Here is a 23,855-nt window from a genome sequence, read left to right on the forward strand (position 1 = left end):
TATCAACATCTGATAACCGATAGATTTAGCAGATGTGAACTGAATAATCATCCTTTATCACGGGGGGATCCGCAGACCCCGGCCCAGCGGCCGGGGAAAATCTCAGTAGCTGCGCTGCCAGGCGAGATACTGATCGTATTTGCGCAGCGCAATGCGGTAGTTGTTGTGCGCTGCGGTAGGCAGATCGTCGATAATGCGCTGATGGCTGGCGCAGTTGGCGAACTTGTCCGCCGGGTAATTACGCGCCACCAGCATTTCGTCCAGCCGGCGCAGCCGCACCACGTACTCGCGAATGGTGCTGTGGCTCATCTCGGTCTGTTCGAACAGATACTGCTTGAACGCCATGATGTCGAAATAGCTCGGGTGGCTGTTGCAGGAAATCTCGCTGCAAAAGCGGCACAGCGCGGTCAGCTCATGCTGCACGTTTTGCCAGACCGCATCGTCGATCGGCTGGTCCATGCGCGCGATGGCTTCTTTATTGATTATCTTGCCGCGAAACACCAGCGCCATGCGGTCCAACAATTTACCGCACTGGGAGCAATGGGTCTGGCTGTGCTTGTAATCTTTCAGGTAACGGCTAAGCGGCCGTTTCTTCAACAGTATTCCTGGCATAAGGGGCAGTCCGATTGTCGCATGAGTCATCGAGTTGAGGGGGCGGCAGCCCGCCGTCAGGTATCGTTCGCCAGCCGCGCACGCAGCCGTTTGATCGCCTGACTGTGCAGTTGACTGACGCGGGATTCCCCGACGTCCAGCACGGCGCCGATCTCTTTGAGATTCAACTCTTCCTGGTAATACAGCGTCAGCACCATTTTTTCGCGCTCCGGCAACGCCTCGATGGCGTCGATCACTCGCTGGCGCAGGCTGCCTTCCAACAGGTGATGCAGTGGGTTGGCCTCTTCATGCCCTTCCAGCATCGGTTCCGCGTTTTCGCCATGCTCCTCGCGCCATTCGTCGTAAGAGAAAAGCTGGCTGTTATTGGTGTCCAACAGAATTTGACGGTACTCATCCAGCGAAATATTCAGCGTCTGCGCCACTTCCGTCTCGCTCGCCGGCCGGCCATAACGCTGTTCCAGTTGCCGCATCACCTGCGCGACCTCGCGCGCGTGGCGCCGCACGCTGCGCGGCACCCAGTCGCGGCTGCGTAGCTCGTCGAGCATCGCGCCGCGAATGCGCTGCACCGCATAGGTGGTAAAGGCGGTTCCCTGTAGGGCGTCATAACGCTCAACGGCGTTCAATAACCCGATTCCCCCGGCCTGCAGCAAGTCGTCAAGCTCCACGCTGGCGGGCAACCTGACCTGCAGGCGCAGCGCCTCGTGGCGCACTAACGGGACGTAGCGCAGCCAGAGAGAATTTTTGTCCATCACGCCTTCGGCGGTATACAGATCGCTCACTATGTCTTAAACCTGCGGATAAGAGAGTCAGCGCTATTATGCGTAGGGGGCGAAATGCCAATCGGCTGAACAGTCGCACAAAACGGGCTTTATTTGCGCCATGTAATAACCGCGCGGTGCGCGAGCATAAAAAAACCCCGCCGAAGCGGGGTTTCTTTGCGACAGTTAATCGGGAGAGACGATTAACGCAGCAGGGACAGAACGTTCTGAGTAGACTGGTTAGCCTGTGCCAGAACAGAGGTGCCAGCCTGTTGCAGGATGTTGGCACGGCTCATATTGGACACTTCGGTCGCGTAGTCAGCATCCTGAATACGGGACTGAGAAGCGGACAGGTTGTTCACGGTGCTGTTCAGGTTGTTGATAACAGAATCGAAACGGTTCTGTACCGCACCCAGAGAAGAACGCAGGCCGTCAACCTGTGCCAGCGCTTTGTCCAGGGTTGCCAGTGGATCTTTAACGTCAGTAACGTCAGCACCCTTGGTTACAACGCCTTTGTCGTCGATTTTCGCAGTAGCGTAGGTTTTTGCGCCAGTCGCTGCATCAGTAGTCTGAATGTAGTAACCTTCTTTACCGTCTTTGTCTTTACCGGAAACCAGAGTCGCTTTCTCTAAAGCGCCACCAGTTTTGGAAGATTCAGCCAGGTCGAAAGCAACATCTTTACCGGTGTCATCTTTAACCATGGCTTTATCGGCAATTGCAGAGCCAATTTTGGTGCCTTTTTCGGTTACATCGAAACCAGTCAGACCCAGTTTGCCAGAATCGATCTTCTGCAGGTCGATATCGATGGTTTCACCGTCGTTAGCGCCAACCTGGATAGTCAGTTTCTGATCGCTGCTCAGCACTTTCACGCCGTTGAAGTCAGTCTGCTCGGAGATACGGTTGATTTCCGACATGCGCTGAGTGATTTCGTCCTGGATGGATTTCAGGTCGCTGGTGGAGTTAGAACCGTTCTGCGCCTGTACGGTCAGACGACGGATGTTCTGCAGGTTGTCGTTAACTTCGTTCAGTGCGCCTTCAGTGGTCTGCGCCAGAGAGATACCGTCGTTGGCGTTACGGGAAGCCTGAGTCAGGCCTTTGATGTTAGCGGTGAAACGGTTGGAGATCGCCTGACCCGCAGCATCGTCTTTCGCGCTGTTGATACGCAGACCGGAAGACAGACGCTCAATCGCAGTGCCCAGAGAAGACTGAGATTTGTTCAGGTTGTTCTGCGCCATCAGAGACAGGCTGTTAGTGTTGATTACTTGTGCCATTGTTTGCTTTCCTTACGAGTCAGTTGCGTTCTTCGCAACACAGTTAAAAGGTTCGGGCTTGTTTGCCCACGGCGTCAACCACCGTCCCCTCAGGTATCGGCCCTCCCCTAACAACCTTTAGAATTTTTTTAATTTTTTTTGCGTCCGCCGCAATGGCGGAAATAACGCGGTTTTTCCCTCTTCTATTGCGCCATCGGTTTTTTGTTTTTTTCGGTAAACTTTTTCATCACTGGGCCGATAACGCGTAAAGCGAATAAAGTCATAATCAAGGAGAATTACCCATGGCAACGATCAGTTCATTAGGTCTCGGCTCAGGACTCGACCTCAATGGCCTGCTGGACAAGCTGACTAAAGCGGAACAACAGCGCCTGACCCCTTACACCACCAAACAATCCAGCTATAAAGCCCAGTTGACCGGTTACGGCACGCTAAAGGGCGCGTTGGAAAAATTCGACAACCTCAGCAAAGAGATGGCGAAAGAGGACTTCTTCAAGGCCACCACCGCCACCGAACATGACGCCTTCAAGATCACCACCAACGCCAAGGCGGTGCCGGGCAACTATGTGGTGGAAGTGAAGAACCTGGCGCAGGCGCAAACCCTGACCACTCAGGCGAAAGTCAGCGACCAGGGCGAAAAATTAGGTAAAGAAGGCATCACCAACCGCTCTCTGACCATCACCGCCGGCAACCCGCCGAAAGAAACCAAAATCCCGCTCAGCGACGATCAAACCTCGCTGGTTGAGATGCGCGACGCCATCAACGGCGCCAAGGCCGGCGTCACCGCCAGCATCATGCGCGTCGGCGACAACGACTACCAGCTGGCGATCAGCTCTTCCACCACCGGCGAAAACAACAAGATCTCCCTCCAGGTCGACAATGACGACAAACTGGGCGATATCCTGAACTACAACGCCACCCGCGGCACCACCACCGCCATGAAGCAGACGGTCGCGCCGCAGGACGCGGAGCTGATGGTGAACGGCACGGCCATCAAACGCAGCACCAACTCGATCAGCGATGCCCTGCAGGGCGTCACCATCGATCTGAAAACCAAAACCAAAACCGATGAACCGCAACACCTGGTGATCAGCACCAACACCGCCGGCACCACCGACAAGATCAAAGAGTGGGTCGACAGCTATAACTCGCTGCTGGACACCTTCAACTCGCTGTCCAAGTTCACCCCGGTGAAAACCGGCGAAGCGCCAAACCCAACCAACGGCCCGCTGCTGGGCGACAACACCCTGCGCGGCATTCAGTCGTCGATCAAAAGCGCGCTGAGCGCCGCCCAGGACAACCCGGAGTTGAAAGGCCTGGGCAACCTCGGCATTTCCACCAACACCAAAACCGGCAAGTTGGAAATCGACAGCGCCAAGCTGAAGAAAGCGATGGATGAGAAGCCGGATCAGGTCAGCAACTTCTTCGTCGGTAACGGCAAAGACACCGGCATGGCCACCGAGATCCACAACGAGATCCAGAGCTACATCAAATCCGGCGGCATCATCGAGAACTCGACCAAAAGCATCAACACTAACCTCGATCGCCTGAACAGCCAGATCACCACGGTCACGGCCAGCATTCAAAACACCATCGATCGTTATAAACAACAGTTCGTTCAGCTGGATACCATGATGTCGAAAATGAACGGCACCAGTAACTATTTGGCTCAACAGTTCAAGTAACCCTTTAACAAGGCAAAGAAAACAGCATGTATAACCGTAGCGGCACTCAGGCCTATGCACAGGTCAGTCTGGAAAGCGGCGCCATGAGCGCCAGCCCGCACCAGTTAATCGTGATGTTGTTCGACGGGGCGCTCAGCGCCCTGCTTCGCGCACGCATCCTGATGAACCAGGGCGATATCGCCGGCAAAGGCATGGCGCTCTCCAAAGCCATCAACATCATCGACAACGGCCTGAAAAGCGGCCTCGATCCTCAGCAGGGCGGCGAGATCGCCGAAAACCTGGCGGCGTTATACGACTATATGAAGCGTCGCCTGATGCAGGCCAATCTGCACAACGACGAAGCGGCGATTGCCGAGGTGGTCAAACTGCTGGAAAACATCGCCGACGCCTGGCGCCAGATCGGCCCCAACTACCAACCTTCGCAGGACGCCGTGTAATGGAACGTCAACAGCAGCTGTTAGCCGCTTATCAACAAATTTACACCCTGAGCAGCCAGATGATCGCGCTGGCGCAAACCGGGCGCTGGGAAGAGCTCGTCGAGCTTGAATTCGCCTACGTGACGGCGGTGGAAAAAACCGCCGCCTTTACCGGGCAAGCCGGCCCGTCCATGGCGTTGCAGGAGATGTTGCGCAATAAGCTGCAACAGATCCTCGACAACGAAACCGAGCTCAAACGTCTGTTGCAGCAACGGATGGATGAGCTGAAAACGCTTATTGAACAGTCGACGCGCCAAAACGTGGTCAACAACACCTACGGCCAGTTTCATGACCGCGCGCTGCTGCTGGGAGAGCCACAGGTCCGATAAGATCGACAATACTGACGAAAATGGATTAAATAGCACTATGCGCTATTACCCTCGGGTTACGTTAGGATATTAATCTATGGCATTTGAATTATTCAGTTTATGGGTAATTGGTAAAATGCGCGCTTCGAGCCTGGCTCTCACTTTAATGGATAAACATCATCCCGACACGGACGTTTTCTGTTCATCAGGAAATTGATTTTTGATAGATAAAACTCGCCGCTGTGTTTCACGGCCCATGGAAAAATGTTGCTCCAGCGCGGATCAAAGCGTAAAGATATTCCCAGATAATGGCTGCGAAATGAATATCGATGGAACGTACAATTAATCTCTGTCCTGGAATTGGCGCCTCAGCGCACATCATTCAGTATACTGAATTATTATTCCCTTCAGTCTATTTTGAGCAACCACATCTGTATCTGATACAACAAGGCCATAAGCGCGTACGCTGGCAACAACACGAAGTGGTCGCTCATCCCGGCGAGCTGTTGATTATCGACGGCGGGCAAACGGTGGACATTATTAACGGCCCGTCCGAAGACGGCGTATTCAGTTGCCAACTGCTGACCTGCGATCCCCTGTTGCTCACCGTCCAGCCTCCGGCCGAGGAAACGCCGGCGGCGATGCCGTTCGATGCCGTCCTGGCGCTGCGCAACCTGCCCTGCGCCCTAAAGCACAGTTTTGAAACCACCGGCCTGGCGCTGACGCTGCGGCAACGCTTTCCCACCATCATCGTGCGGCACAAAATGCTGGAAATTCTGCTGTGGCTGGCCCAATTCGGCATTCGCTTTATTCACAACGAAGCCAAGGATCTGACGCAGCGGGTGCGTCGCTGCCTCGCGACCGATCCGCACAGCATTTGGACGGCGGCCAAAGTCGCGGAGAGCCTGTCGATGAGTGAGGTGATGTTGCGCCGCAAACTGTCGATGGAAAACACCGCGTTGCGCAACCTGATGATCGACGTCCGGATGAGCAGCGCACTGGCCCTGCTGCAATCGACCGACTGGCCGATTTCCGCCATCGCGCAGCATGTGGGTTATGAAAGCGCGTCGCGTTTCGCCGAACGTTTTCGCAAACGCTTCGGTTTCGCGCCTACCGCCATTCGCGGCCACCAAAGGATTATGGAACCCGGCTCTCAGGGCGTTGAGGCGATGGTCGCCGGAGAAACATAAATAGACGCGCAACAAAATGGCTTTATTTAACACAAGTCCCTAACGGTTGTAACAACGCTGAGATACGCTAAGCCACGTCCATCCGCCGAAAGCGAATTAAACGATGCGCAATGAAAAGCGATTATTTTCTCTGGCAATAATGTTGTTGGGGCTGTGGCTGCTAGCCTTACTGTATGAAGAAGACATGATGCGTTTACTGGCCGCACAATAAAACGGCCAGGTTTTTTATCGCCTGGTCAGACTTCAATCCAGTTTGACCAACACGCCAATTAACGTGACTAACACCGCCAGCATTAAAATACTGATCAGGCGCCATCTGGATTCGCTTTTACTGCTCATTGACCTGCCTCGAATAATAACCCTACTAATAAGGCCATAATAAACGCTCACCGGCACATTCAATAAGCCTGACAGCACAATGTTCGCCCCTCTATTCGGGACATTGCCCCCATTTCCTGTCGGTTGCGACGCGGTGATTACCGCTGCGATAACGGCGGCGGCACAAGCGCCAATTTTGCGGGCAGCTCAGCCACCAGTTTGTCCACCGCCAGCCGCACCTTGAGCGGCTGGTAAGGCATATAGGGCCACACCACGTTGACCGGGAAACTGAGGTTGGACTCACCGCGCATGATCTCCACCAACGTCCCCGCCATCAGCCGCTCGCGCACCAGCCACTCCGGCAGCCAGGCAATGCCGGCGCCGGCGGATATCGCATCGACGATCCCCTGCATATCATCCATCATCATCTTGGCCGGGGGGCTGAACGATTGCAGCTCACCGTTTTCGCCACGCAGCTGCCACGGCAGCACGGCGCCGGCGTGCAGATACCCCACCGCCTGATGCCGGCTTAACGCTTCCACCGTGCTCGGCTCGCCGCAGCGCCGCACGTAGTCGGGCGACGCGCACAGGAGCATGCCATGTTCGCCCAGACGTCGGGCAACCAAACTGCCGCTGTCCGCCAGTTCGCCGATGCGCACTGCCAGATCGAATCCCTCGTCGACGAGATCGATCCTGCGGTCGCTGAATGAGATTTCCAGCGTCAGTAACGGATGCTCATTCGCCAGCGCCGTCAACAAGGGCGCAATGCACAGGTGGCCGAACAGCACCGGCACCGAGACTCTGAGCCGGCCGCTGACCTGCATCTTGCCGCTGTCGAGCTGGTTTTCCGCCGCCTGAACGTTCGCCAACGCCTGTCGACAGTGTTCATAGTACAGCGCGCCTTCGTCCGTCAGGCTCAGGCTGCGCGTCGTGCGCATAAACAGCATCACGCCCAGCCGCGCCTCCAGACGCGACACGATTTTGCTGACCGCAGAACGCGTCAGATGCAGTTTCTCTGCGGCGGCGGCGAAACTGCCGCCTTCCGCTACGGCAACAAAGGCCGGCAGCGCACTCAGATCGCTTTTCATCTTAATGTTGCCAATATGGAATCAATTAGGTGAAAACCTATCACCACTGGTGAACCTTAAGCAATGATAACCTGCAGTCATTCCGGAGTCCCCGGTGAAAACCACAGATTACCGTCAGAGGACAACAGCATGAAAAAAATACTGGCTCTCAAATCCAGCATTATGGGAAATGACTCGCAGACCAATAACCTGATTGACCGCTATCTGGCGGCGCGCAAAGCGAAAGGATACGACGATCGGATCGTCGAACACGATCTGACGGCGCTGGATCTGCCGGTGTTGGACGGCGAGCTGTTCAGCGCGCTGCGCGGCGCGGAAAATGTCAGCCCGCGCGCCAAAGCCACGGTGGCGCTCTCCGATCAACTGATTGCCGAACTGAAAGAGAGCGACCTGTTACTGATCGGGGCGCCGATGTACAACCTCAACGTGCCAACTCAGCTGAAAAACTGGTTCGATCTGGTGGCCCGCGCCCGGATGACTTTCAACTATACCGCCACCTACCCGGTGGGGCTGGTGGAAGGCGTCAATGCGGTGGTCTTCAGTTCACGCGGCGGTATGCACGCCGGGCATCCGACCGACGCCGTAACGCCCTACCTGCGCTCGGTGCTGGGGCTGATGGGGATCAGCGACGTGCAATTCATCTATGCCGAAGGGCTGGACATGAAGCCGCACGGCCGCGACCAGGGGCTGGCAAGCGCCCACCAGCGCATCGTGGCGTTAGCAGGCTGAGGCAAACGCACGGCAGCATTGATTTGTTATAATATAACAAATATGATGTTCGCGTTGACGCACCTCGAACGTGCGTCGGCGCTCCTACATCACATAAATGTTTTATCGCACCTTCAGCCAGCTATTTCGATAGCTGGCTTTTTTTGTCCATCGACTGGCGTCACGGCTTCAGTATTGCCGGGCGGCGCGTTTCATTTCACGCTCGCCGGGCGACTGTGTCTTCACCGACAGCGGCGCGACAAACGCCTTCCACTCTTTGCCGGCATCCTGATGAGGCGCCGTTTTTTGCGCCGATGGATAGTCATCATTCTGGCCGGCGCATCCAGACAACGCCATCATGGCCAGAGCAAGGCACAGCGATTTACACATTATCCTATCCCTCCTATAACCATCGCCATAGGCTAACGGCGCCGAGCCAAATTTCACTGAAAAATGGACGGTACGTTCATCACACCGGCATATTCATGATGTCCTGGTAGGCCGCCACCAGCTTGTTGCGCACCTGGACGCCCAGTTGCAAAGACACCGACGATTTCTGCAGATCGACCATCACATCGTTCAGGCTGATGTCCGGCACGCCCAGCTCAAAGTCCTGCGCCTGTTTGCGCGCCGTCTGCTGAGTGTCGCTGATCTTGCCGAGCGCCGCGGTCAGTTCGCTGGCGAAGCTGACGCCCTGCGGCGCCGCATTTTGCCCCATCTTGCCGGCCTGAACCGCCATGGTCTGCATCTGCTGCAGTACCCCTTCAATGCCCTGAATCGCCATCTGGTCCTCAATCCTCTCGTCTCGCCGGGTGACGTTTTCACCCTGTACTTCTCCAATGATGCACACCCTAGCACAGCGTTTTCGGACCTAAAGCGGTTAATTAACTGCAAAAAACCCGGCTTATCGGGCAATCGGAATTGTCTGATAAGGCGAATAATGGCCTGCCCAGAAATGGGAGCGCCGCTATTTAGAAGATATGTGTATCAGGGAGTCTGTTTTGTCACACAACGCTAACCATACCGTTCATCAGCCTGGCAGGGAGCTGCTCAGCGGCCCGTACGGGATCGTGAGCGCCATTGAAGGACGAGACCTAAAATGAGTGCTTCGATAACCGCCGGCGAAAGCCGCGACAACGGCCTGCAGGCCATCTGGAACCGTCTGCGCGCCAACCCGAAAATTCCGTTGCTGGTCGCCGCTTCCGCCGCGATCGCGATCGTCGTCGCACTGCTGTTGTGGGTGAAAAGCCCCGACTACCGCGTGCTGTACAGCAATCTGAACGACCGCGACGGTGGCGCCATCGTCACCCAGCTGACGCAGATGAATATCCCTTATCGCTTCGCCGAGAATGGCGCAGCGCTGCTGATCCCGGCGGAAAAGGTGCATGAAACCCGTTTGCGCCTCGCGCAGCAGGGGCTGCCGAAAGGCGGCGCCGTCGGCTTCGAACTGCTGGATCAGGAAAAATTCGGCATCAGCCAGTTCAGCGAGCAGATTAACTATCAGCGCGCCCTCGAGGGCGAGCTGTCGCGCACTATCGAGTCGTTGGGGCCGGTGCAAAACGCCCGCGTTCACCTGGCGCTGCCTAAACCTTCGCTGTTCGTGCGCGAACAAAAATCCCCTTCCGCCTCGGTAACGCTGACCCTGCAACCCGGCCGTGCGCTGGACGACGGCCAGATCAACGCCATCGTTTATATGGTGTCGAGCAGCGTCGCCGGTCTGCCGCCGGGCAACGTGACCGTGGTCGATCAGGCCGGCCGCCTGCTGACCCAGTCCGACGGGACCGGGCGCGATCTCAATGCTTCGCAGCTGAAATACGCCAACGAAGTCGAAAACGGCTTCCAGCGCCGCATCGAAGCGATCCTCGCCCCGGTGGTCGGCAGTGCCAACGTGCGTGCGCAGGTCACGGCGCAGATCGACTTCGCCACGCGCGAACAAACCGATGAACAGTACCAACCTAACCAGCAGCCGGATAAAGCCGCCATCCGCTCACAGCAAACCAGCCTGAGCGAGCAGATCGGCGGGCCGCAGGTCGGCGGTGTGCCGGGCGCGCTGTCCAACCAACCGAGCGCTCCGCCTACGGCGCCGATTGAAACCGCCAAGCCGGCGGCGGGCAATAACGCCAACGCCACCGCGCAAAACGCCGCGACCACCCGCAGCGCGGCGGCCAGCGGCGTGCCGCAAAATACCCGTCGCGACGCGACCACCAACTACGAGCTCGATCGCACCATCCGCCATACCCAGCAAAAAGCCGGCACCGTGCAGCGTCTGTCGGTCGCCGTGGTGGTCAACTACCTCGGCGCGGATAAAGACGGCAAACCGCAACCGATGAGCAAAGAACAGCTGGCGCAGATCGAAGCGCTGGTGCGTGAAGCGATGGGCTACTCCAGCAGCCGTGGCGATACCCTGAACGTGGTCAACACGCCGTTTACCGACGCTCAGGTGACCGGTGGCGAACTGCCGTTCTGGCAAAGCCAGTCGTTTATCGATCGCCTGATCGACGCGGGCCGCTATCTGCTGGTGCTGCTGGTTGCCTGGCTGCTGTGGCGCAAACTGGTGCGGCCGCAGCTGCAACAGCGCCAGGCGGCGCAACAGGCCGCCATCGCCGCCGCCAACGCGCCTGCCGCCAAAGCGGTCGACAGCAGCAAACCGAGCAACGAGGAGCTGGCGCAGCGTCGTAAATCGCAGCAGCGCGTCAGCGCAGAAGTCCAGAGCCAGCGGATCCGCGATCTGGCTGACAAAGACCCGCGCGTGGTCGCTCTGGTAATCCGCCAATGGATGAGTAACGAGATATGAGCCTGACCGGAACCGACAAAAGCGCCATCTTGCTGATGACGCTGGGTGAAGATCGCGCGGCGGAGGTGTTCAAGCACCTCTCCTCGCGCGAAGTACAGCTGCTGAGCGGCACCATGGCCGGCATGAGCCAGGTGTCGCACAAACAGCTCGGCGAAATACTGACCGAGTTTGAAGACGACGCCGAGCAATACGCGGCGCTGAGCGTCAACGCCAGCGACTATCTGCGTTCGGTGCTGGTCAAGGCGCTGGGCGAAGAGCGCGCCGCCAGCCTGTTGGAAGACATTCTCGAATCGCGCGAGACCACCACCGGCATGGAAACGCTCAACTTTATGGAGCCGCAGAGCGCCGCCGACCTGATCCGCGACGAACACCCGCAGATCATCGCCACCATTCTGGTGCACCTCAAACGCGGCCAGGCGGCGGATATTCTGGCCCTGTTCGACGAACGCCTGCGCAACGACGTGATGCTGCGTATCGCCACCTTCGGCGGCGTGCAGCCGGCGGCGTTGGCGGAGCTGACCGAGGTGCTGAACAACCTGCTCGACGGCCAGAACCTCAAACGCAGCAAAATGGGCGGGGTGCGCACCGCCGCCGAGATCATCAACCTGATGAAAACCCAGCAGGAAGAAGCGGTCATCGACGCGATGCGCGAATACGACGGCGAGCTGGCGCAGAAGATCATCGACGAGATGTTCCTGTTCGAAAACCTGGTGGAAGTCGACGATCGCAGCATCCAGCGCCTGCTGCAAGAAGTGGAAGGCGAGTCGCTGCTGATCGCGCTGAAAGGCGCCGAACAGCCGCTGCGCGAGAAGTTCCTCAAGAACATGTCGCAACGCGCCGCCGACATCCTGCGCGACGATCTGGCCAACCGTGGCCCGGTGCGCATGTCGCAGGTGGAGAACGAGCAGAAAGCCATCCTGTTGGTGGTGAGACGCCTGGCGGAAACCGGCGAAATGATCATCGGCGGCGGCGAGGACACCTATGTCTGATCGCATTAACACCCTGCCCTGGCAGCCCTGGTCGCTCAACGATTTGGGCGAACAGAAACCGGCGTTCGAACTGCCGCCGCTGCCGGATCTCGAACACAGCGATCCGTCGCCGGACGCGCAGGCCGAATTGCAACAGCAGTTGGCGACGCTGCGGCTGCAGGCCGAGCAACAGGGCCAGCAATTGGGCTATGCCGACGGCCAGCAAAAAGGCTATGAGGCCGGTTTTCAGTCCGGTCTGGAAGAAGGCCGTCAGCAAGGGCTGCTGGAAGCGCAGCAGCAGCAACAGCCGCTGACCGCCCACTGGCAGCAGTTGGTCACCGAATTCCAGCACACGTTGGACGCGCTCGACAGCGTGATCGCTTCCCGGCTGATGCAGCTGGCGTTGACCGCCGCCAAACAGGTGCTGGGCCAGCCGCCGGTGTGCGACGGCACCGCCCTGCTCGCGCAGATCCAACAGCTGATCCAGCAGGAGCCGATGTTCAACGGCAAACCGCAGCTGCGGGTCCACCCGGACGACTACCCCCGCGTCGAGCAGCAACTGGGGGTTACCCTCAGCCTGCACGGCTGGCGCCTGCTGGCGGACGGCGAACTGCACCCGGGCGGCTGCAAGGTCAGCGCCGAAGAAGGCGATCTCGACGCCAGTCTGGCGACGCGCTGGCATGAACTGTGTCGCCTGGCGGCACCGGGAGAAGTCTGATGACCGCGCGTCTCGGCCGCTGGCTGAGCTCTCTGGATACGTTGGAAAAACGCATCGCCCGCGCGCCGACGGTGCGCCGCTACGGCCGCCTGACCCGCGCCACCGGGCTGGTGCTGGAGGCCACCGGGCTGCAGCTGCCGCTCGGGGCGACCTGCCTCATCGAACGGCACGACGCCGGTGAAGTGCAGGAAGTGGAAAGCGAAGTGGTCGGCTTCAACGGCCAGCGGCTGTTCCTGATGCCGCTGGAAGAAGTGGAAGGCATCGTGCCGGGCGCGCGGGTTTACGCCCGCATCGCGCCGGAAGGCCAAAGCGCCGGCAAGCAGTTGCCGCTCGGCCCGGCGCTGCTGGGGCGCGTGCTGGACGGCAGCGCCAAACCGCTAGACGGCCTGCCGTCGCCGGAAACCGGTTACCGCGCGCCGCTGATCACCGCGCCGTTCAACCCATTGCAGCGCACGCCGATCGAGCAGGTGCTGGACGTGGGAGTGCGCACCATCAACGGTCTGCTGACCGTCGGTCGCGGCCAGCGCATGGGCCTGTTCGCCGGTTCCGGCGTCGGCAAGAGCGTGCTGCTCGGCATGATGGCCCGTTACACCCAGGCGGATGTGATCGTCGTTGGCCTGATCGGCGAGCGTGGCCGCGAGGTCAAAGACTTTATCGAGAACATTCTCGGCGCCGAAGGCCGGGCGCGCTCGGTGGTGATCGCCGCGCCGGCGGACGTATCGCCGCTGCTGCGCATGCAGGGGGCGGCCTACGCCACCCGCATCGCCGAGGATTTCCGCGATCGCGGGCAGCACGTGTTGCTGATCATGGATTCCCTCACCCGCTACGCCATGGCGCAGCGTGAGATAGCCCTGGCTATCGGCGAACCGCCGGCGACCAAAGGTTATCCGCCTTCGGTCTTCGCCAAACTGCCTGCGCTGGTGGAACGCGCGGGCAACGGCATCAGCGGCGGCGGTTCCATCACCGCCTTCTACACCGTGTTGACCGAGGGGGACGATCAGCAAGACCCGATCGCCGACTCGGCGCGCGCCATCCTCGATGGCCACGTGGTGCTGTCCCGACGCCTGGCGGAGGCCGGCCACTACCCGGCTATCGACATCGAAGCGTCAATCAGCCGCGCCATGACGTCGCTGATCGACGAGGAGCATTATCGCCGGGTTCGCACCTTCAAACAGCTGCTGGCCAGCTATCAGCGCAACCGCGATCTGATCAGCGTCGGCGCCTACGCGGCCGGCAGCGATCCGTTGCTGGACAAAGCGATGACGCTGTACCCGCAAATGGAGGCGTACCTGCAACAGGGCATCTTTGAACGCAGCGGCTATGATGAAGCCTGTCAACAGCTGCAGCAGTTGATTGTTTAACGTCACAGAGGCGCAGAGCGATGAAATCACAGTCACCCCTGATTACCCTGCGCGATCTGGCGCAGGACGCGGTGGAACAAGCCGCGCAACAGCTGGGCCAGGTTCGGCAGGCGCAGCAGGCGGCGGAGCAACAGCTGTCGATGCTGCTCAACTATCAGGACGAATACCGCCAGAAGCTGAATCATACGCTCTGCGACGGCATGGACAGCTCACGCTGGCAAAACTACCAGCAGTTTATCGGCACGCTGGAACAGGCCATCGACCAGCACCGCCAGCAGCTGCTGCAGTGGGGGCAGAAAGTGGATCATGCGGTGAAGCAATGGCAAGACAAACAACAGCGGTTGAACGCTTTCGAGACCCTGCATACCCGCGCCTTAAATGCGGAGCAGCAGCAGGAGAATAAACGGGATCAAAAACTGATGGATGAGTTCGCTCAACGCAGTGCACAAAGGAATATCAACCCATGAATCTGAACGCCCTGCCCGGCCTGGCCTTACCCGGCGATGCCGGCGGCCTGGCTGAACTGACGTCGGCGCTGGATGAGAGTCAACTGTCGACGGCATTCGCCCAGTTGCTCGGCGCGCGTTTCGCGCCCGCCGCCGATGGCAAACAGCCGCCGGTCACGCTGAGCGCGGACGATGAACGCGCCCCGGCCCTGAGCCGCAACCAGCTCAATCAACTGCTGGCCGCCTTCGGCGAGCGCGGCGGTCTGCTGCAGAACCCGGCAATCTCAGCCGATGCGCTTTCATCTGAACGCCCCGAGGCCGATGCGCCCGTCGCCGGCGATAAACCGGCGCAGCCGCCGATCGCCGCGGCCAAAGAGCTGGATGCCGCGACGCTGCAGGCGCTGTACGCCATGCTGCCGGCCGCGATCGTCGCCCAGACTCAACCGGCCGACGGCCAGCGGCCGCTGCCGGTGGAAAACGCTGACGATGCGACTGCGCTGCAGCCCGGCAACGGCCTGCTGAACATCGCGGCGGCCGGTGATAACACCGCCGCGCGCTCGTCGGCGTCAGCCGCCACGACGGTGACAAACGCTAAAGCCCCGGCCCCGGACGGCGATAGCGCCACGGCGGCGCTCCCGCAGCCGACCAGTGGCGAGCGCGCCAGTGCCGCTCAACCGCTGCCGGCGAGCGATACGCAGCAGCCGACGACGCTCAATCACGCCGTCGCCCTGGCCGCCGCCAGCCCCACGCAAACGGCCGCCCCGGCCGGCGCGCTGGTGACGGCGCCGCCCGCGCCGCAGTTAAACGCGCAGCTGGGCAGCCCGGAATGGCAGCAGGCGTTGAACCAACAGGTGCTGATGTTCCACCGCAACGGCCAGCAAAGCGCCGAGCTGCGCCTGCACCCGCAGGAGCTGGGCGCCTTGCAGATCACGTTGAAACTGGACGATCAGCAGGCGCAATTGCACATTGCCTCCGCCCACGGTCAGGTGCGCGCGGCGGTGGAAGCGGCGATGCCGCAGCTGCGTCACGCGCTGGCCGAGAGCGGCATCAACCTGGGGCAGAGCAGCGTGGGCGGCGAGTCCACCCCGCAATGGCAACAGGCGCAGCAGCAGGCTTCCAATGGCCAGGGGCGTTCCAGCTATGCTGAACACGCTGGCGGCGAGGCTGCGGCCGCCGACGGCGTCAGCGCGCCGGTGGCGTTGCAGCGCATGGCCAGCGCGGTCAACGGCGTCGATATTTTCGCCTGAGCCGCCGCAAACGCCCAAGCTGGCACCCATTTGCGCGTCTATTCAGGCTATTGCACGCCGCGATAGACGCGATAATACCTTTACATGTCATGCGTGCGGCTTTGCCGCGCGCTATGCCCGCCGCCACGCAGGCCGCGGGTGGAACAACAGGAATTAGATTTGGCTATGTCTCAGAACTCCCTTCCGGCAGCACCGAAACGCCCCCTTCTGGTCATCCTGCTGGTATTGATCAGCGTCGTCGCCTGTGGCGCCGCGGGCTACAGCTGGTGGCTGCTGCAACAACATAAAAACGGCGCCGAACCGGCCGCCGTCAAACAGCAACCGCCGGCCGCGCCGGTGTTCATGCCGCTCGACACCTTTACCGTCAACCTGGTGACGCCGGACAACAACCCGGATCGCGTGCTGTATATCGGCCTCACGCTGCGCCTGCCGGACGAAAGTACCCGCCGTCAGCTTAACGATTTTCTGCCGGAGGTGCGCAGCCGCTTGCTGATGCTGCTTTCCCGTCAGGAAGCGAGTCAGTTGGCCAATGAACAAGGGAAGCAACAGCTGGTGGCGCAGATTAAGGACGTGCTCAGCCCGCCGCTGGTTAAGGGACAACCGAAGCAGGTGGTCAGCGACGTGCTGTTCACCGCCTTCATACTGCGGTAATCACTATGGGCGATAGCATTCTTTCACAGGCAGAGATCGACGCCTTGCTCAACGGCGACAGCGCGGGTGATGAACCCGAAGCGGTGGTCGGCAAAGAGAGCGAGGTCAAGCCTTACGATCCGAACACCCAGCGCCGCGTGGTGCGCGAGCGACTGCACGCGCTGGAAATCATCAACGAACGTTTTGCCCGGCAGTTCCGCATGGGGTTGTTCAACCTGCTGCGCCGCAGCCCGGACATTACCGTCGGCCCGATCAAAATTCAGCCGTATCACGAGTTCGCCCGCAACCTGCCGGTGCCGACCAACCTGAACCTGGTGCACCTGAATCCGCTGCGCGGCACTGCCCTGTTCGTGTTCGCGCCGAGCCTGGTGTTCATCGCCGTCGATAACCTGTTCGGCGGCGACGGCCGCTTCCCGACCAAGGTCGAAGGCCGCGAGTTCACCCCGACCGAACAGCGGGTGATCAAGCGCATGCTGCGCCTGGCGCTGGACGCCTACGGCGACGCCTGGAGCGCCATCTACAAGATCGACGTGGAGTACGTGCGCGCCGAAATGCAGGTGAAGTTCACCAACATCACCACCTCGCCGAACGACATCGTGGTCACCACGCCGTTCCAGGTGGAGATCGGCGCGCTGACCGGCGAGTTCAACATCTGCATTCCATTCGCGATGATCGAACCGCTGCGCGAACTGTTGACCAACCCGCCGCTGGAAAATTCGCGGCAGGAAGACAGCCACTGGCGCGAAACGCTGGTGAAGCAGGTGCAGCACTCCGAACTGGAGCTGATCGCCAACTTCGTCGATATCCCGATGCGGCTGTCGAAAGTCCTGAAGCTGCAACCGGGCGATGTATTACCGATAGACAAGCCGGAACGCCTGATCGCCCATGTGGACGGCGTACCGGTTCTGACCAGCCAATACGGCACGTTAAACGGGCAATACGCCCTGCGTGTTGAACATTTGATTAACCCTATTTTGAATGCTCTGAGTGAGGAACAGCCCAATGAGTGATCCTAAGCAACCGTCTGGCGAAGGAAAGGAATCCGTAGACGATCTGTGGGCTGATGCGTTTAACGAGCAGCAGTCTTCAGAGAAATCCGGCGCGAGCACCGAAGGGGTGTTCAAGTCGCTGGAAGCTCAGGATGCGCTCGGCAGCCTGCAGGATATCGACCTGATCCTGGATATTCCGGTCAAGCTGACCGTGGAACTGGGGCGCACCAAGATGACCATCAAAGAGCTGCTGCGCCTGTCGCAAGGCTCGGTGGTAGCGCTGGACGGCCTGGCCGGCGAACCGCTGGATATCCTGATCAACGGTTACCTGATCGCGCAAGGTGAAGTGGTGGTGGTGGCCGACAAGTTCGGCGTGCGCATCACCGACATCATCACCCCATCCGAACGCATGCGTCGACTGAGCCGCTGATGACCGCCGCGGCGCCCGTTACCGTCCAAAGCACCCAACCGCCCGCCGCGCCGGCCCTGCCGGCCGGTTCGGTGTTGATGCAGGTCAGCAGCGCGCTCGGCGGCATTCTGCTGCTGATCCTGCTGGCCGGTTGGCTGTTCCGTCGGCTGGGTTTCGCCCCGCAGGCGCGCAACAACAAACTGCTTAACCTGCGCGCCAGTTGCCAGGTCGGGCAGCGCGAGCGCGTGGTGGTGGTGGAAGTCGACGACACCTTGTTGGTATTGGGCGTCACCGCCCAGCAGATCACCCCGCTGCACACCCTGCCCGCTCCGCCGAAAGACGCAGGCGAGGCCGACGCGGCGACACCGGCGGACTTCCGCCTACTGATGCAAAAAGTTCTGAAACGCCCGGAAAAATCGGCATGACCTCGACTCTTCATACCCTCGTCCGCCGCCCGGCGGTTTGGCTCCTTGCCGCCCTGCTGTTCATCAGCCCGGCGGCTTTCGCGCAACTGCCGGGGCTGATCAGCCAGCCGCTGGCCAACGGCGGCCAGAGCTGGTCGCTGCCGGTGCAGACGCTGGTGCTGTTGACCTCGCTGACCTTCCTGCCGGCCATGCTGCTGATGATGACCAGCTTCACCCGCATCATCATCGTGCTCGGCCTGCTGCGCAACGCGCTGGGCACACCGTCGGCGCCGCCGAACCAGGTGATGCTGGGGCTGGCGCTGTTCCTGACCTTCTTCATCATGTCGCCGGTGTTCGACAAGGTTTATCAGGATGCCTATCTGCCGTTCAGCCAGGACAAAATCGGGCTGGAAGTCGCGCTGGATAAAGGCGCGCAGCCGCTGCGCGAATTCATGCTGCGGCAAACGCGCGAAACCGATCTCGCGCTGTACGCCAGACTGGCCAATCAGCCGCCGCTGGCCGGCCCGGAAGCGGTGCCGATGCGCATCCTGCTGCCCGCCTACGTCACCAGCGAACTGAAAACCGCCTTCCAGATCGGCTTTACGGTGTTCATTCCGTTCTTGATCATCGACCTGGTGGTCGCCAGCGTGCTGATGGCGCTGGGGATGATGATGGTGCCGCCCGCCACCATCTCGCTGCCGTTCAAGCTGATGCTGTTCGTGCTGGTCGATGGCTGGCAGCTGCTGCTCGGCTCGCTGGCGCAGAGCTTCTATTCGTAACCCCTGACCGGAGAAAGCGAGATGACACCTGAATCGGTTATGGCGCTCGGCACCGAGGCGATGAAAGTCGCGCTGGCGCTGGCCGCCCCGCTGCTGCTGGCGGCGCTGATCAGCGGCCTGGTCGTCAGCCTGCTGCAGGCCGCCACCCAGATCAACGAAATGACGCTGTCGTTCATCCCTAAAATTCTGGCGGTGGTGGCCACCATCATCATCGCCGGTCCCTGGATGTTGAATCTGTTGCTGGACTACATGCGCACCCTGTTCAGCAACCTGCCTACCCTGATCGGCTGACCGTGCTCACTTTCGACAGCGCCCAGCTCACCGTCTGGCTCAGCCACTACTTTTGGCCGCTGCTGCGCATTCTGGCGCTGATAAGCACCGCGCCGATATTCAGCGAAAAACAAATCAGCAAAAAGGTCAAAATCGGCCTTGGCGGGCTGATCGTCATCCTGATTGCGCCGACGCTGCCCGCCAGCAATATCCCCATCTTCTCCGCCGCCGGCCTGTGGCTGGCGATTCAGCAGATTCTGATCGGCGTGGCGCTGGGGTTGACCATGCAGTTCGCCTTCGCGGCGGTGCGCCTGGCGGGGGAAGTGATCGGCATGCAGATGGGACTGTCGTTCGCCACTTTCTTCGATCCCAGCGGCGGCCCGAACATGCCGGTGCTGGCGCGCCTGCTCAACCTGCTGGCGATGTTGCTGTTCCTCAGCTTTGACGGCCATCTGTGGCTGATTTCGCTGCTGGCGGACAGCTTCCATACCCTGCCGATCCAAACGCAGCCGCTGAACGGCAACGGCTTCCTGGTGTTGACTCAGGTCGGCTCGCTGATCTTCATCAACGGCATGATGCTGGCATTGCCGCTGATCTGCCTGCTGTTGACGCTCAACATGGCGCTCGGCCTACTCAACCGCATGACGCCACAGCTGTCGGTCTTCGTGATCGGTTTCCCGGTCACCATGACCTTCGGCATCATGACGCTGGGTATGATGATGCCGATGTTGGCGCCGTTCTGTGAGCACCTGTTCGGTGAAATCTTCGATCGACTGGCGGCGGTGATCGGCGGCATGACCTTCTGAGCCCCTGCGGCTCCTTCCTTTCCCCCTCTTCCGCCTGAGACAAAATGGCAATAAAAACGCTTTCTTGGGACAAAAGCCTGAGAAACGTCTTTTATCCGGATTAAGGTTCAAATGTCTCCGGCGGCTTGAATAAATAAAACCCCAACCTAAAATAGACCCGGTAGAAAAATATCGCCCGCACCCCATCAGTCACCCGCAGCGATAATATAAACTTATTGGTTAGAGAAGAATAAAATAACGCAGCCACGCAGAGTTAAATGCGCGGCAGATAACTTACACCCTGAATAAATGCGTCCGGCAGCCTGCCGGTTGCAGGGCGCAGCATCGACCTTTGCTAACTACAGGAGCGAGATCATGATTAAAGCGAAAAGCAACCGCAAAGCACGCCGATTATTCGGCATGGCCCACTGGAAAAGCAACAAATTTAAAGTTGCCATCAGCGAAACGGCCGCCGGTGAAAAATGGAAAGTGGTGAAGAAAAAGAAATAGCACCGATATTTATCGTCAGGGAAATAATATCCATCGTGATTTTTCCACCGCTGATTTCAATAATGTCATCGCGCATTAAACAGGGGTGACAATCGTATTATTTCTTCCCTGATGAAAAAAAGGCGCGTCACTCAGTCAGTAGTGGGAGAACGAGCGACGCGCCAAACGAGTGCGCCCGGTTTCAAGAAGCCTCCCTCCCCGCGGGGCGGAGAAGGCGTTTTCTAAGCGCACTAAAGGGAAACCCGTCGCGGTCAGGCAACGGGGTATTGCTCTTAACGATTCATCTGGAACAACGACATGCCCTGCATATCGCTGAAGGTTTTGTACGACGCCTGCAGCGCCGCCTGCTGCATGAAGTAGGACGAGATAGACTCGGCCAGGTCGGCATCCGTCAGCGCGCTCATCTGGATCTGATTGGTCATGTCACGCTCTTTACCGATGCTGTCCAACTGATCCATCTCCTGCAGCTGGCTGCCCAGCTCGGCGCGCACGCTCAGCACGTTGTTGTAGGAGTTGTCCAGACCGCGGTTGGCTTTCGCCAGCGCATCGTTCACCTGCTGCTTGGTGGCCTCGTCGGCGCCCTGCAGCGGGGTTTTCAGCGCGTTCAGCGCAATATCAATGCTCTCGAATACGTTGCTGACCGGCGCGCTGCCGTCCGGCTCGGGCTTCGGATTGCTGGTCAACGACATGAACACCGCGTTGCCGGTATGGCCGATGGTCATGGTGCGGTTGGCGTCCACTTTCTGCTCAACCGTCTTGTCGCCGCCCTGGTAACTGACGGTGCCGCCGTTGTCGACGAACGGCGCCTTGTCGTTCACATACCCGCCGAACATATAGCGGCCGTTGCCGTCGGTGCTGTTGGCCTGGTTCAGCAGCTGATCTTTCAACCCCTGCAGCTGGGTGGCCAGCGACTGGCGATCGTTATCGCTTTCGGTGCCGCCGGCGTTGACGATCAACGCCTTCATGTCCGCGATGGTGGAGGTCGCGCCGGCCAATACCGTTTCTTCCATCGACACGTTCTGACGGGCGAAGGTGCGCGCCAGCGTGTATTGACTGTTTTCCGCCTGCGACTGCGACAGCATCACCGCGCGCGACGCCGCCAACGGATCGTCGGACGGGTTGATCACTCGCTTGCCGGAGGAAAGCTGCTCGGCGGCCTTCATGAACAGCGACTGGTTGCCCGTGATGCCGTTCATGTTTTGTTGGTACATCATGCCGGTACTCATGCGCATGCTGTGGGTTCCTTACTCTGAGCGACCGGCGCCGTTATCGGCGCCGATTAACAATGAAATCAACGAATGTTCAGCAGCGCGTCGAACAGCGAGCTGGCGGTCTGAATCACCTGCGCGTTGGCCATGTAGTACTGCTGGAAACGCAGCAGTTCACCGTACTCTTCGTCAAGGTTGACGCCGGACATCGACTGCTGTTGCGCGCCCAGTTGGGTGACGATTTTGGCCTGCGACGTGGCGATGGCCTTGGCGGCGGCGGTCTGGTTGCCGACGCCGCTGACGATGCCGGCGTAAGCGCCGCTCAGGGTCGCTTTGCCGTCCACCAGGTTTTTGGTTTGCAGATCCAGCAGTTTCTTGGCGTTCTCGTTATCGCCGCGGCCGCTGTCGTCTTTACCGGCGGCGGCGATCTTGGACGAATCGGTGATGGCCACTTTCAGGTTGCCCGCCACGTCGCTGACCGGTTTCACGGTGAAGCTGTCTTTGGCCTGCGCATTGCCGTCGATGCTCACTTCCAACCCGTCGAAGTTCAGCGTCGGTTTACCGTCGGCGCTGGTGCCCGGCGTCGCGTTAACTTTCACGTTGTCCGGCAGGCGGCTGACCTGCCAGTTGCTGCCGTCGAACTCGACGCGATAATCGTTGGCCTTCACCTTGCCGGTATCGGTGTAAGAGACCGACAGCGACGCGTCGCCGGTGTTGCGGGTGTTATCCACCACTCGGCCGCCGCTGAAGCTGAAGAAGTCGCCGCCCGCGTCACCGTTCAGATCGAAGCCGGCGCGATGCTGTTGGTTAAAGCTGTCCGCCATCGCCAGCGCCAACTGGCCCAGCTGATTGCGCACGCCGTCCAGCGTTTCGCTGCGGAATTTCAGCACGCCGCTCAGCGTGCCGCTGGTGATCTGGCCTTCCGGCACTTCGCTGGCGCCGTTGCCGCGGTTATAGCCGATGGTCAGACGGGAAGGATCGCTGCTGGAAGGCACGGCTTCCACCTGATACGTATTGCTGCCCTGCACCAGGGTCAAACCGTTGGCGAAGGAAACGGTATAGGCGTCGCCGTCCTGTTGCGTGACCTGTACGCCCACCAGCTGGTTCAATTCGGTGACCAGCTGATCGCGCTGATCCAGCAACGCATTCGGTTCGCCGCCGGCGCTGCCGCGCAAACGGGTGATCTCATCGTTCAGCTTGGCGATCTGTTGGCCGTAGCTGTTGATCTGCTGCGCCGTATCGCTGATCTGCTGATTGACGCCGTTGTCCATGTCGCGCAGGAATTTATCGGTGTTGTTGAACTGGTTCACCAGGCCGTTGGCCTTGCCCAGCACCGTCTGGCGCGCGGCGTCGTCACCGGCGTTGCTCACCAGGTTCTGCAGGTTGGTAAAGAAATCCTGCATGTTGGTCGACAGCGGGTTGGTCTTGCTCGCCAACAGGTTGTCGATCTGCGAAATCTTCTCGTAATAGGCGTTTTGCGCCCCGAATGCGCTTTGCGCGCCGCGCAGCTGGTTGGTGATGAACTGGTTGTACTCGCGGTTAACGCTGGTGACGGTCACGCCGTTGCCGATAAAGCCGCTCATGGTGGCCATGCCGCCGTTCTGCGCCAGGATCGCGGTCTGACGGTTGTAGCCCGCCACGTTGTAGTTGGAGATGTTGTTGCTGACGGTACTGAGCGCCACCTGAGCCGCATTCAGCCCGCTCATCGCGGTATTGATTAAGCTATTGGACATCGGAATTCCTTATGCTGCGGCGCCGGTGGCCCACAGGGTTCTTAATTGAGCTGCTGAGCCTGTTCGCTCAGCCTGTTTCGGTTATCGGCAAAAATGAGAAGAACTTGAGGAAAAAAAGCGGCAATGCGGTCAGCATCCAGCGAGCCTCCATTGCCGCCTACCCCCTAAATAA

27 protein-coding genes are annotated in these 23,855 nt (G+C 59.6%); 19 read left to right on the top strand and 8 right to left on the bottom strand.

Going from position 1 to position 23,855, the window contains the following annotated elements:
- Positions 1–102: 102 nt before the first annotated feature.
- The 3 genes from fliZ to ACP3TA_RS20510 form a co-directional block, all read right to left on the bottom strand.
- Entirely contained in the window at positions 103–612 is a 510-nt protein-coding gene (gene fliZ, locus ACP3TA_RS20500; RefSeq protein WP_033643501.1) for a flagella biosynthesis regulatory protein FliZ, read from the bottom strand.
- 56 nt (positions 613–668) lie between these two features.
- Entirely contained in the window at positions 669–1,391 is a 723-nt protein-coding gene (locus tag ACP3TA_RS20505; RefSeq protein WP_004934752.1) for an RNA polymerase sigma factor FliA, read from the bottom strand.
- Positions 1,392–1,573: 182 nt separating this feature from the next.
- Positions 1,574–2,641, bottom strand: a complete 1,068-nt coding sequence (locus ACP3TA_RS20510; protein WP_033643502.1) for a flagellin FliC — start codon at positions 2,639–2,641, stop codon at positions 1,574–1,576.
- A gap of 281 nt (positions 2,642–2,922) precedes the next feature.
- Between ACP3TA_RS20510 and fliD the strand changes: the two genes are divergently transcribed.
- The 4 genes from fliD to ACP3TA_RS20530 all read left to right on the top strand — a co-directional run bounded on the left by fliD (position 2,923) and on the right by ACP3TA_RS20530 (position 6,297).
- A complete protein-coding gene (fliD, locus tag ACP3TA_RS20515; RefSeq protein WP_033643503.1) occupies positions 2,923–4,323 on the top strand; it encodes a flagellar filament capping protein FliD in 1,401 nt (466 codons plus the stop codon).
- A gap of 26 nt (positions 4,324–4,349) precedes the next feature.
- Entirely contained in the window at positions 4,350–4,760 is a 411-nt protein-coding gene (gene fliS / locus ACP3TA_RS20520; protein WP_004934758.1) for a flagellar export chaperone FliS, read from the top strand.
- Entirely contained in the window at positions 4,760–5,128 is a 369-nt protein-coding gene (fliT, locus tag ACP3TA_RS20525; RefSeq protein ID WP_033643504.1) for a flagella biosynthesis regulatory protein FliT, read from the top strand. The genes fliS and fliT overlap by 1 nt, the downstream gene beginning before the upstream one ends.
- 308 nt (positions 5,129–5,436) lie before the next feature.
- Positions 5,437–6,297: a helix-turn-helix transcriptional regulator gene (locus ACP3TA_RS20530; protein WP_033643505.1), complete on the top strand. Its 861-nt coding sequence runs from the start codon at positions 5,437–5,439 to the stop codon at positions 6,295–6,297.
- A gap of 476 nt (positions 6,298–6,773) precedes the next feature.
- Here ACP3TA_RS20530 and ACP3TA_RS20535 read toward each other — a convergent pair whose 3' ends face one another.
- Positions 6,774–7,703, bottom strand: a complete 930-nt coding sequence (locus tag ACP3TA_RS20535; RefSeq protein ID WP_046687329.1) for a LysR family transcriptional regulator — start codon at positions 7,701–7,703, stop codon at positions 6,774–6,776.
- Positions 7,704–7,832: 129 nt separating this feature from the next.
- Between ACP3TA_RS20535 and ACP3TA_RS20540 the strand changes: the two genes are divergently transcribed.
- On the top strand, positions 7,833–8,432 hold the full coding sequence (locus ACP3TA_RS20540) for an FMN-dependent NADH-azoreductase (protein ID WP_046687330.1): 600 nt from the start codon (positions 7,833–7,835) through the stop codon (positions 8,430–8,432).
- A 168-nt stretch (positions 8,433–8,600) separates the two neighbouring features.
- Here ACP3TA_RS20540 and ACP3TA_RS20545 read toward each other — a convergent pair whose 3' ends face one another.
- Entirely contained in the window at positions 8,601–8,801 is a 201-nt protein-coding gene (locus tag ACP3TA_RS20545; protein ID WP_046687331.1) for a hypothetical protein, read from the bottom strand.
- A gap of 79 nt (positions 8,802–8,880) precedes the next feature.
- Positions 8,881–9,195, bottom strand: a complete 315-nt coding sequence (fliE, locus tag ACP3TA_RS20550; protein WP_206196364.1) for a flagellar hook-basal body complex protein FliE — start codon at positions 9,193–9,195, stop codon at positions 8,881–8,883.
- Between the two features lie 315 nt (positions 9,196–9,510).
- Here fliE and fliF point away from each other — a divergent pair, with 315 nt between their 5' ends.
- From fliF to sra, 14 genes are all read left to right on the top strand, one after another.
- A complete protein-coding gene (gene fliF, locus ACP3TA_RS20555; RefSeq protein WP_033650870.1) occupies positions 9,511–11,205 on the top strand; it encodes a flagellar basal-body MS-ring/collar protein FliF in 1,695 nt (564 codons plus the stop codon).
- On the top strand, positions 11,202–12,194 hold the full coding sequence (gene fliG, locus ACP3TA_RS20560; RefSeq protein WP_004934775.1) for a flagellar motor switch protein FliG: 993 nt from the start codon (positions 11,202–11,204) through the stop codon (positions 12,192–12,194). Before fliF ends, fliG begins: the two co-directional genes overlap by 4 nt.
- Positions 12,187–12,891, top strand: a complete 705-nt coding sequence (gene fliH / locus ACP3TA_RS20565; protein WP_033643511.1) for a flagellar assembly protein FliH — start codon at positions 12,187–12,189, stop codon at positions 12,889–12,891. The genes fliG and fliH overlap by 8 nt, the downstream gene beginning before the upstream one ends.
- On the top strand, positions 12,891–14,252 hold the full coding sequence (gene fliI / locus ACP3TA_RS20570; RefSeq protein WP_122003929.1) for a flagellar protein export ATPase FliI: 1,362 nt from the start codon (positions 12,891–12,893) through the stop codon (positions 14,250–14,252). Before fliH ends, fliI begins: the two co-directional genes overlap by 1 nt.
- A 20-nt stretch (positions 14,253–14,272) precedes the next feature.
- Positions 14,273–14,719 (top strand): flagellar export protein FliJ, encoded by a 447-nt coding sequence (fliJ, locus tag ACP3TA_RS20575; RefSeq protein ID WP_033643513.1) that lies wholly within the window; start codon positions 14,273–14,275, stop codon positions 14,717–14,719.
- Positions 14,716–15,945: a flagellar hook-length control protein FliK gene (locus tag ACP3TA_RS20580; protein WP_046687332.1), complete on the top strand. Its 1,230-nt coding sequence runs from the start codon at positions 14,716–14,718 to the stop codon at positions 15,943–15,945. Before fliJ ends, ACP3TA_RS20580 begins: the two co-directional genes overlap by 4 nt.
- 165 nt (positions 15,946–16,110) lie before the next feature.
- Positions 16,111–16,596, top strand: coding sequence for a flagellar basal body-associated protein FliL (fliL, locus tag ACP3TA_RS20585; RefSeq protein WP_033643515.1), 486 nt, complete (start codon positions 16,111–16,113; stop codon positions 16,594–16,596).
- Between the two features lie 5 nt (positions 16,597–16,601).
- Positions 16,602–17,606, top strand: a complete 1,005-nt coding sequence (fliM, locus tag ACP3TA_RS20590; protein WP_004934798.1) for a flagellar motor switch protein FliM — start codon at positions 16,602–16,604, stop codon at positions 17,604–17,606.
- A complete protein-coding gene (gene fliN, locus ACP3TA_RS20595) occupies positions 17,599–18,015 on the top strand; it encodes a flagellar motor switch protein FliN (protein WP_004934799.1) in 417 nt (138 codons plus the stop codon). The genes fliM and fliN overlap by 8 nt, the downstream gene beginning before the upstream one ends.
- A complete protein-coding gene (gene fliO / locus ACP3TA_RS20600) occupies positions 18,015–18,419 on the top strand; it encodes a flagellar biosynthetic protein FliO (protein ID WP_196018389.1) in 405 nt (134 codons plus the stop codon). The genes fliN and fliO overlap by 1 nt, the downstream gene beginning before the upstream one ends.
- Positions 18,416–19,177 carry a flagellar type III secretion system pore protein FliP gene (gene fliP / locus ACP3TA_RS20605; RefSeq protein WP_230328353.1) on the top strand — a complete coding sequence of 254 codons (762 nt, stop codon included), beginning with the start codon at positions 18,416–18,418 and terminating at the stop codon, positions 19,175–19,177. Before fliO ends, fliP begins: the two co-directional genes overlap by 4 nt.
- Positions 19,178–19,198: 21 nt before the next feature.
- Positions 19,199–19,468: a flagellar biosynthesis protein FliQ gene (gene fliQ / locus ACP3TA_RS20610; protein ID WP_004934803.1), complete on the top strand. Its 270-nt coding sequence runs from the start codon at positions 19,199–19,201 to the stop codon at positions 19,466–19,468.
- Positions 19,469–19,470: 2 nt separating this feature from the next.
- A complete protein-coding gene (fliR, locus tag ACP3TA_RS20615) occupies positions 19,471–20,253 on the top strand; it encodes a flagellar biosynthetic protein FliR (RefSeq protein WP_033632754.1) in 783 nt (260 codons plus the stop codon).
- Between the two features lie 354 nt (positions 20,254–20,607).
- Positions 20,608–20,742: a stationary-phase-induced ribosome-associated protein gene (sra, locus tag ACP3TA_RS20620; protein WP_004934807.1), complete on the top strand. Its 135-nt coding sequence runs from the start codon at positions 20,608–20,610 to the stop codon at positions 20,740–20,742.
- 272 nt (positions 20,743–21,014) lie between these two features.
- Here sra and flgL read toward each other — a convergent pair whose 3' ends face one another.
- Together flgL and flgK are read right to left on the bottom strand one after the other, a co-directional pair.
- Complete coding sequence (flgL, locus tag ACP3TA_RS20625; protein ID WP_033643518.1) at positions 21,015–21,974, bottom strand: flagellar hook-associated protein FlgL; 960 nt, start codon at positions 21,972–21,974, stop codon at positions 21,015–21,017.
- Between the two features lie 59 nt (positions 21,975–22,033).
- Positions 22,034–23,683: a flagellar hook-associated protein FlgK gene (gene flgK / locus ACP3TA_RS20630; protein WP_033643519.1), complete on the bottom strand. Its 1,650-nt coding sequence runs from the start codon at positions 23,681–23,683 to the stop codon at positions 22,034–22,036.
- Positions 23,684–23,855: the final 172 nt, after the last annotated feature.

It is taken from the genome of Serratia sp. 2C06, from assembly GCF_050037615.1.
GTDB classification, from domain to species: domain Bacteria; phylum Pseudomonadota; class Gammaproteobacteria; order Enterobacterales; family Enterobacteriaceae; genus Serratia; species Serratia ureilytica.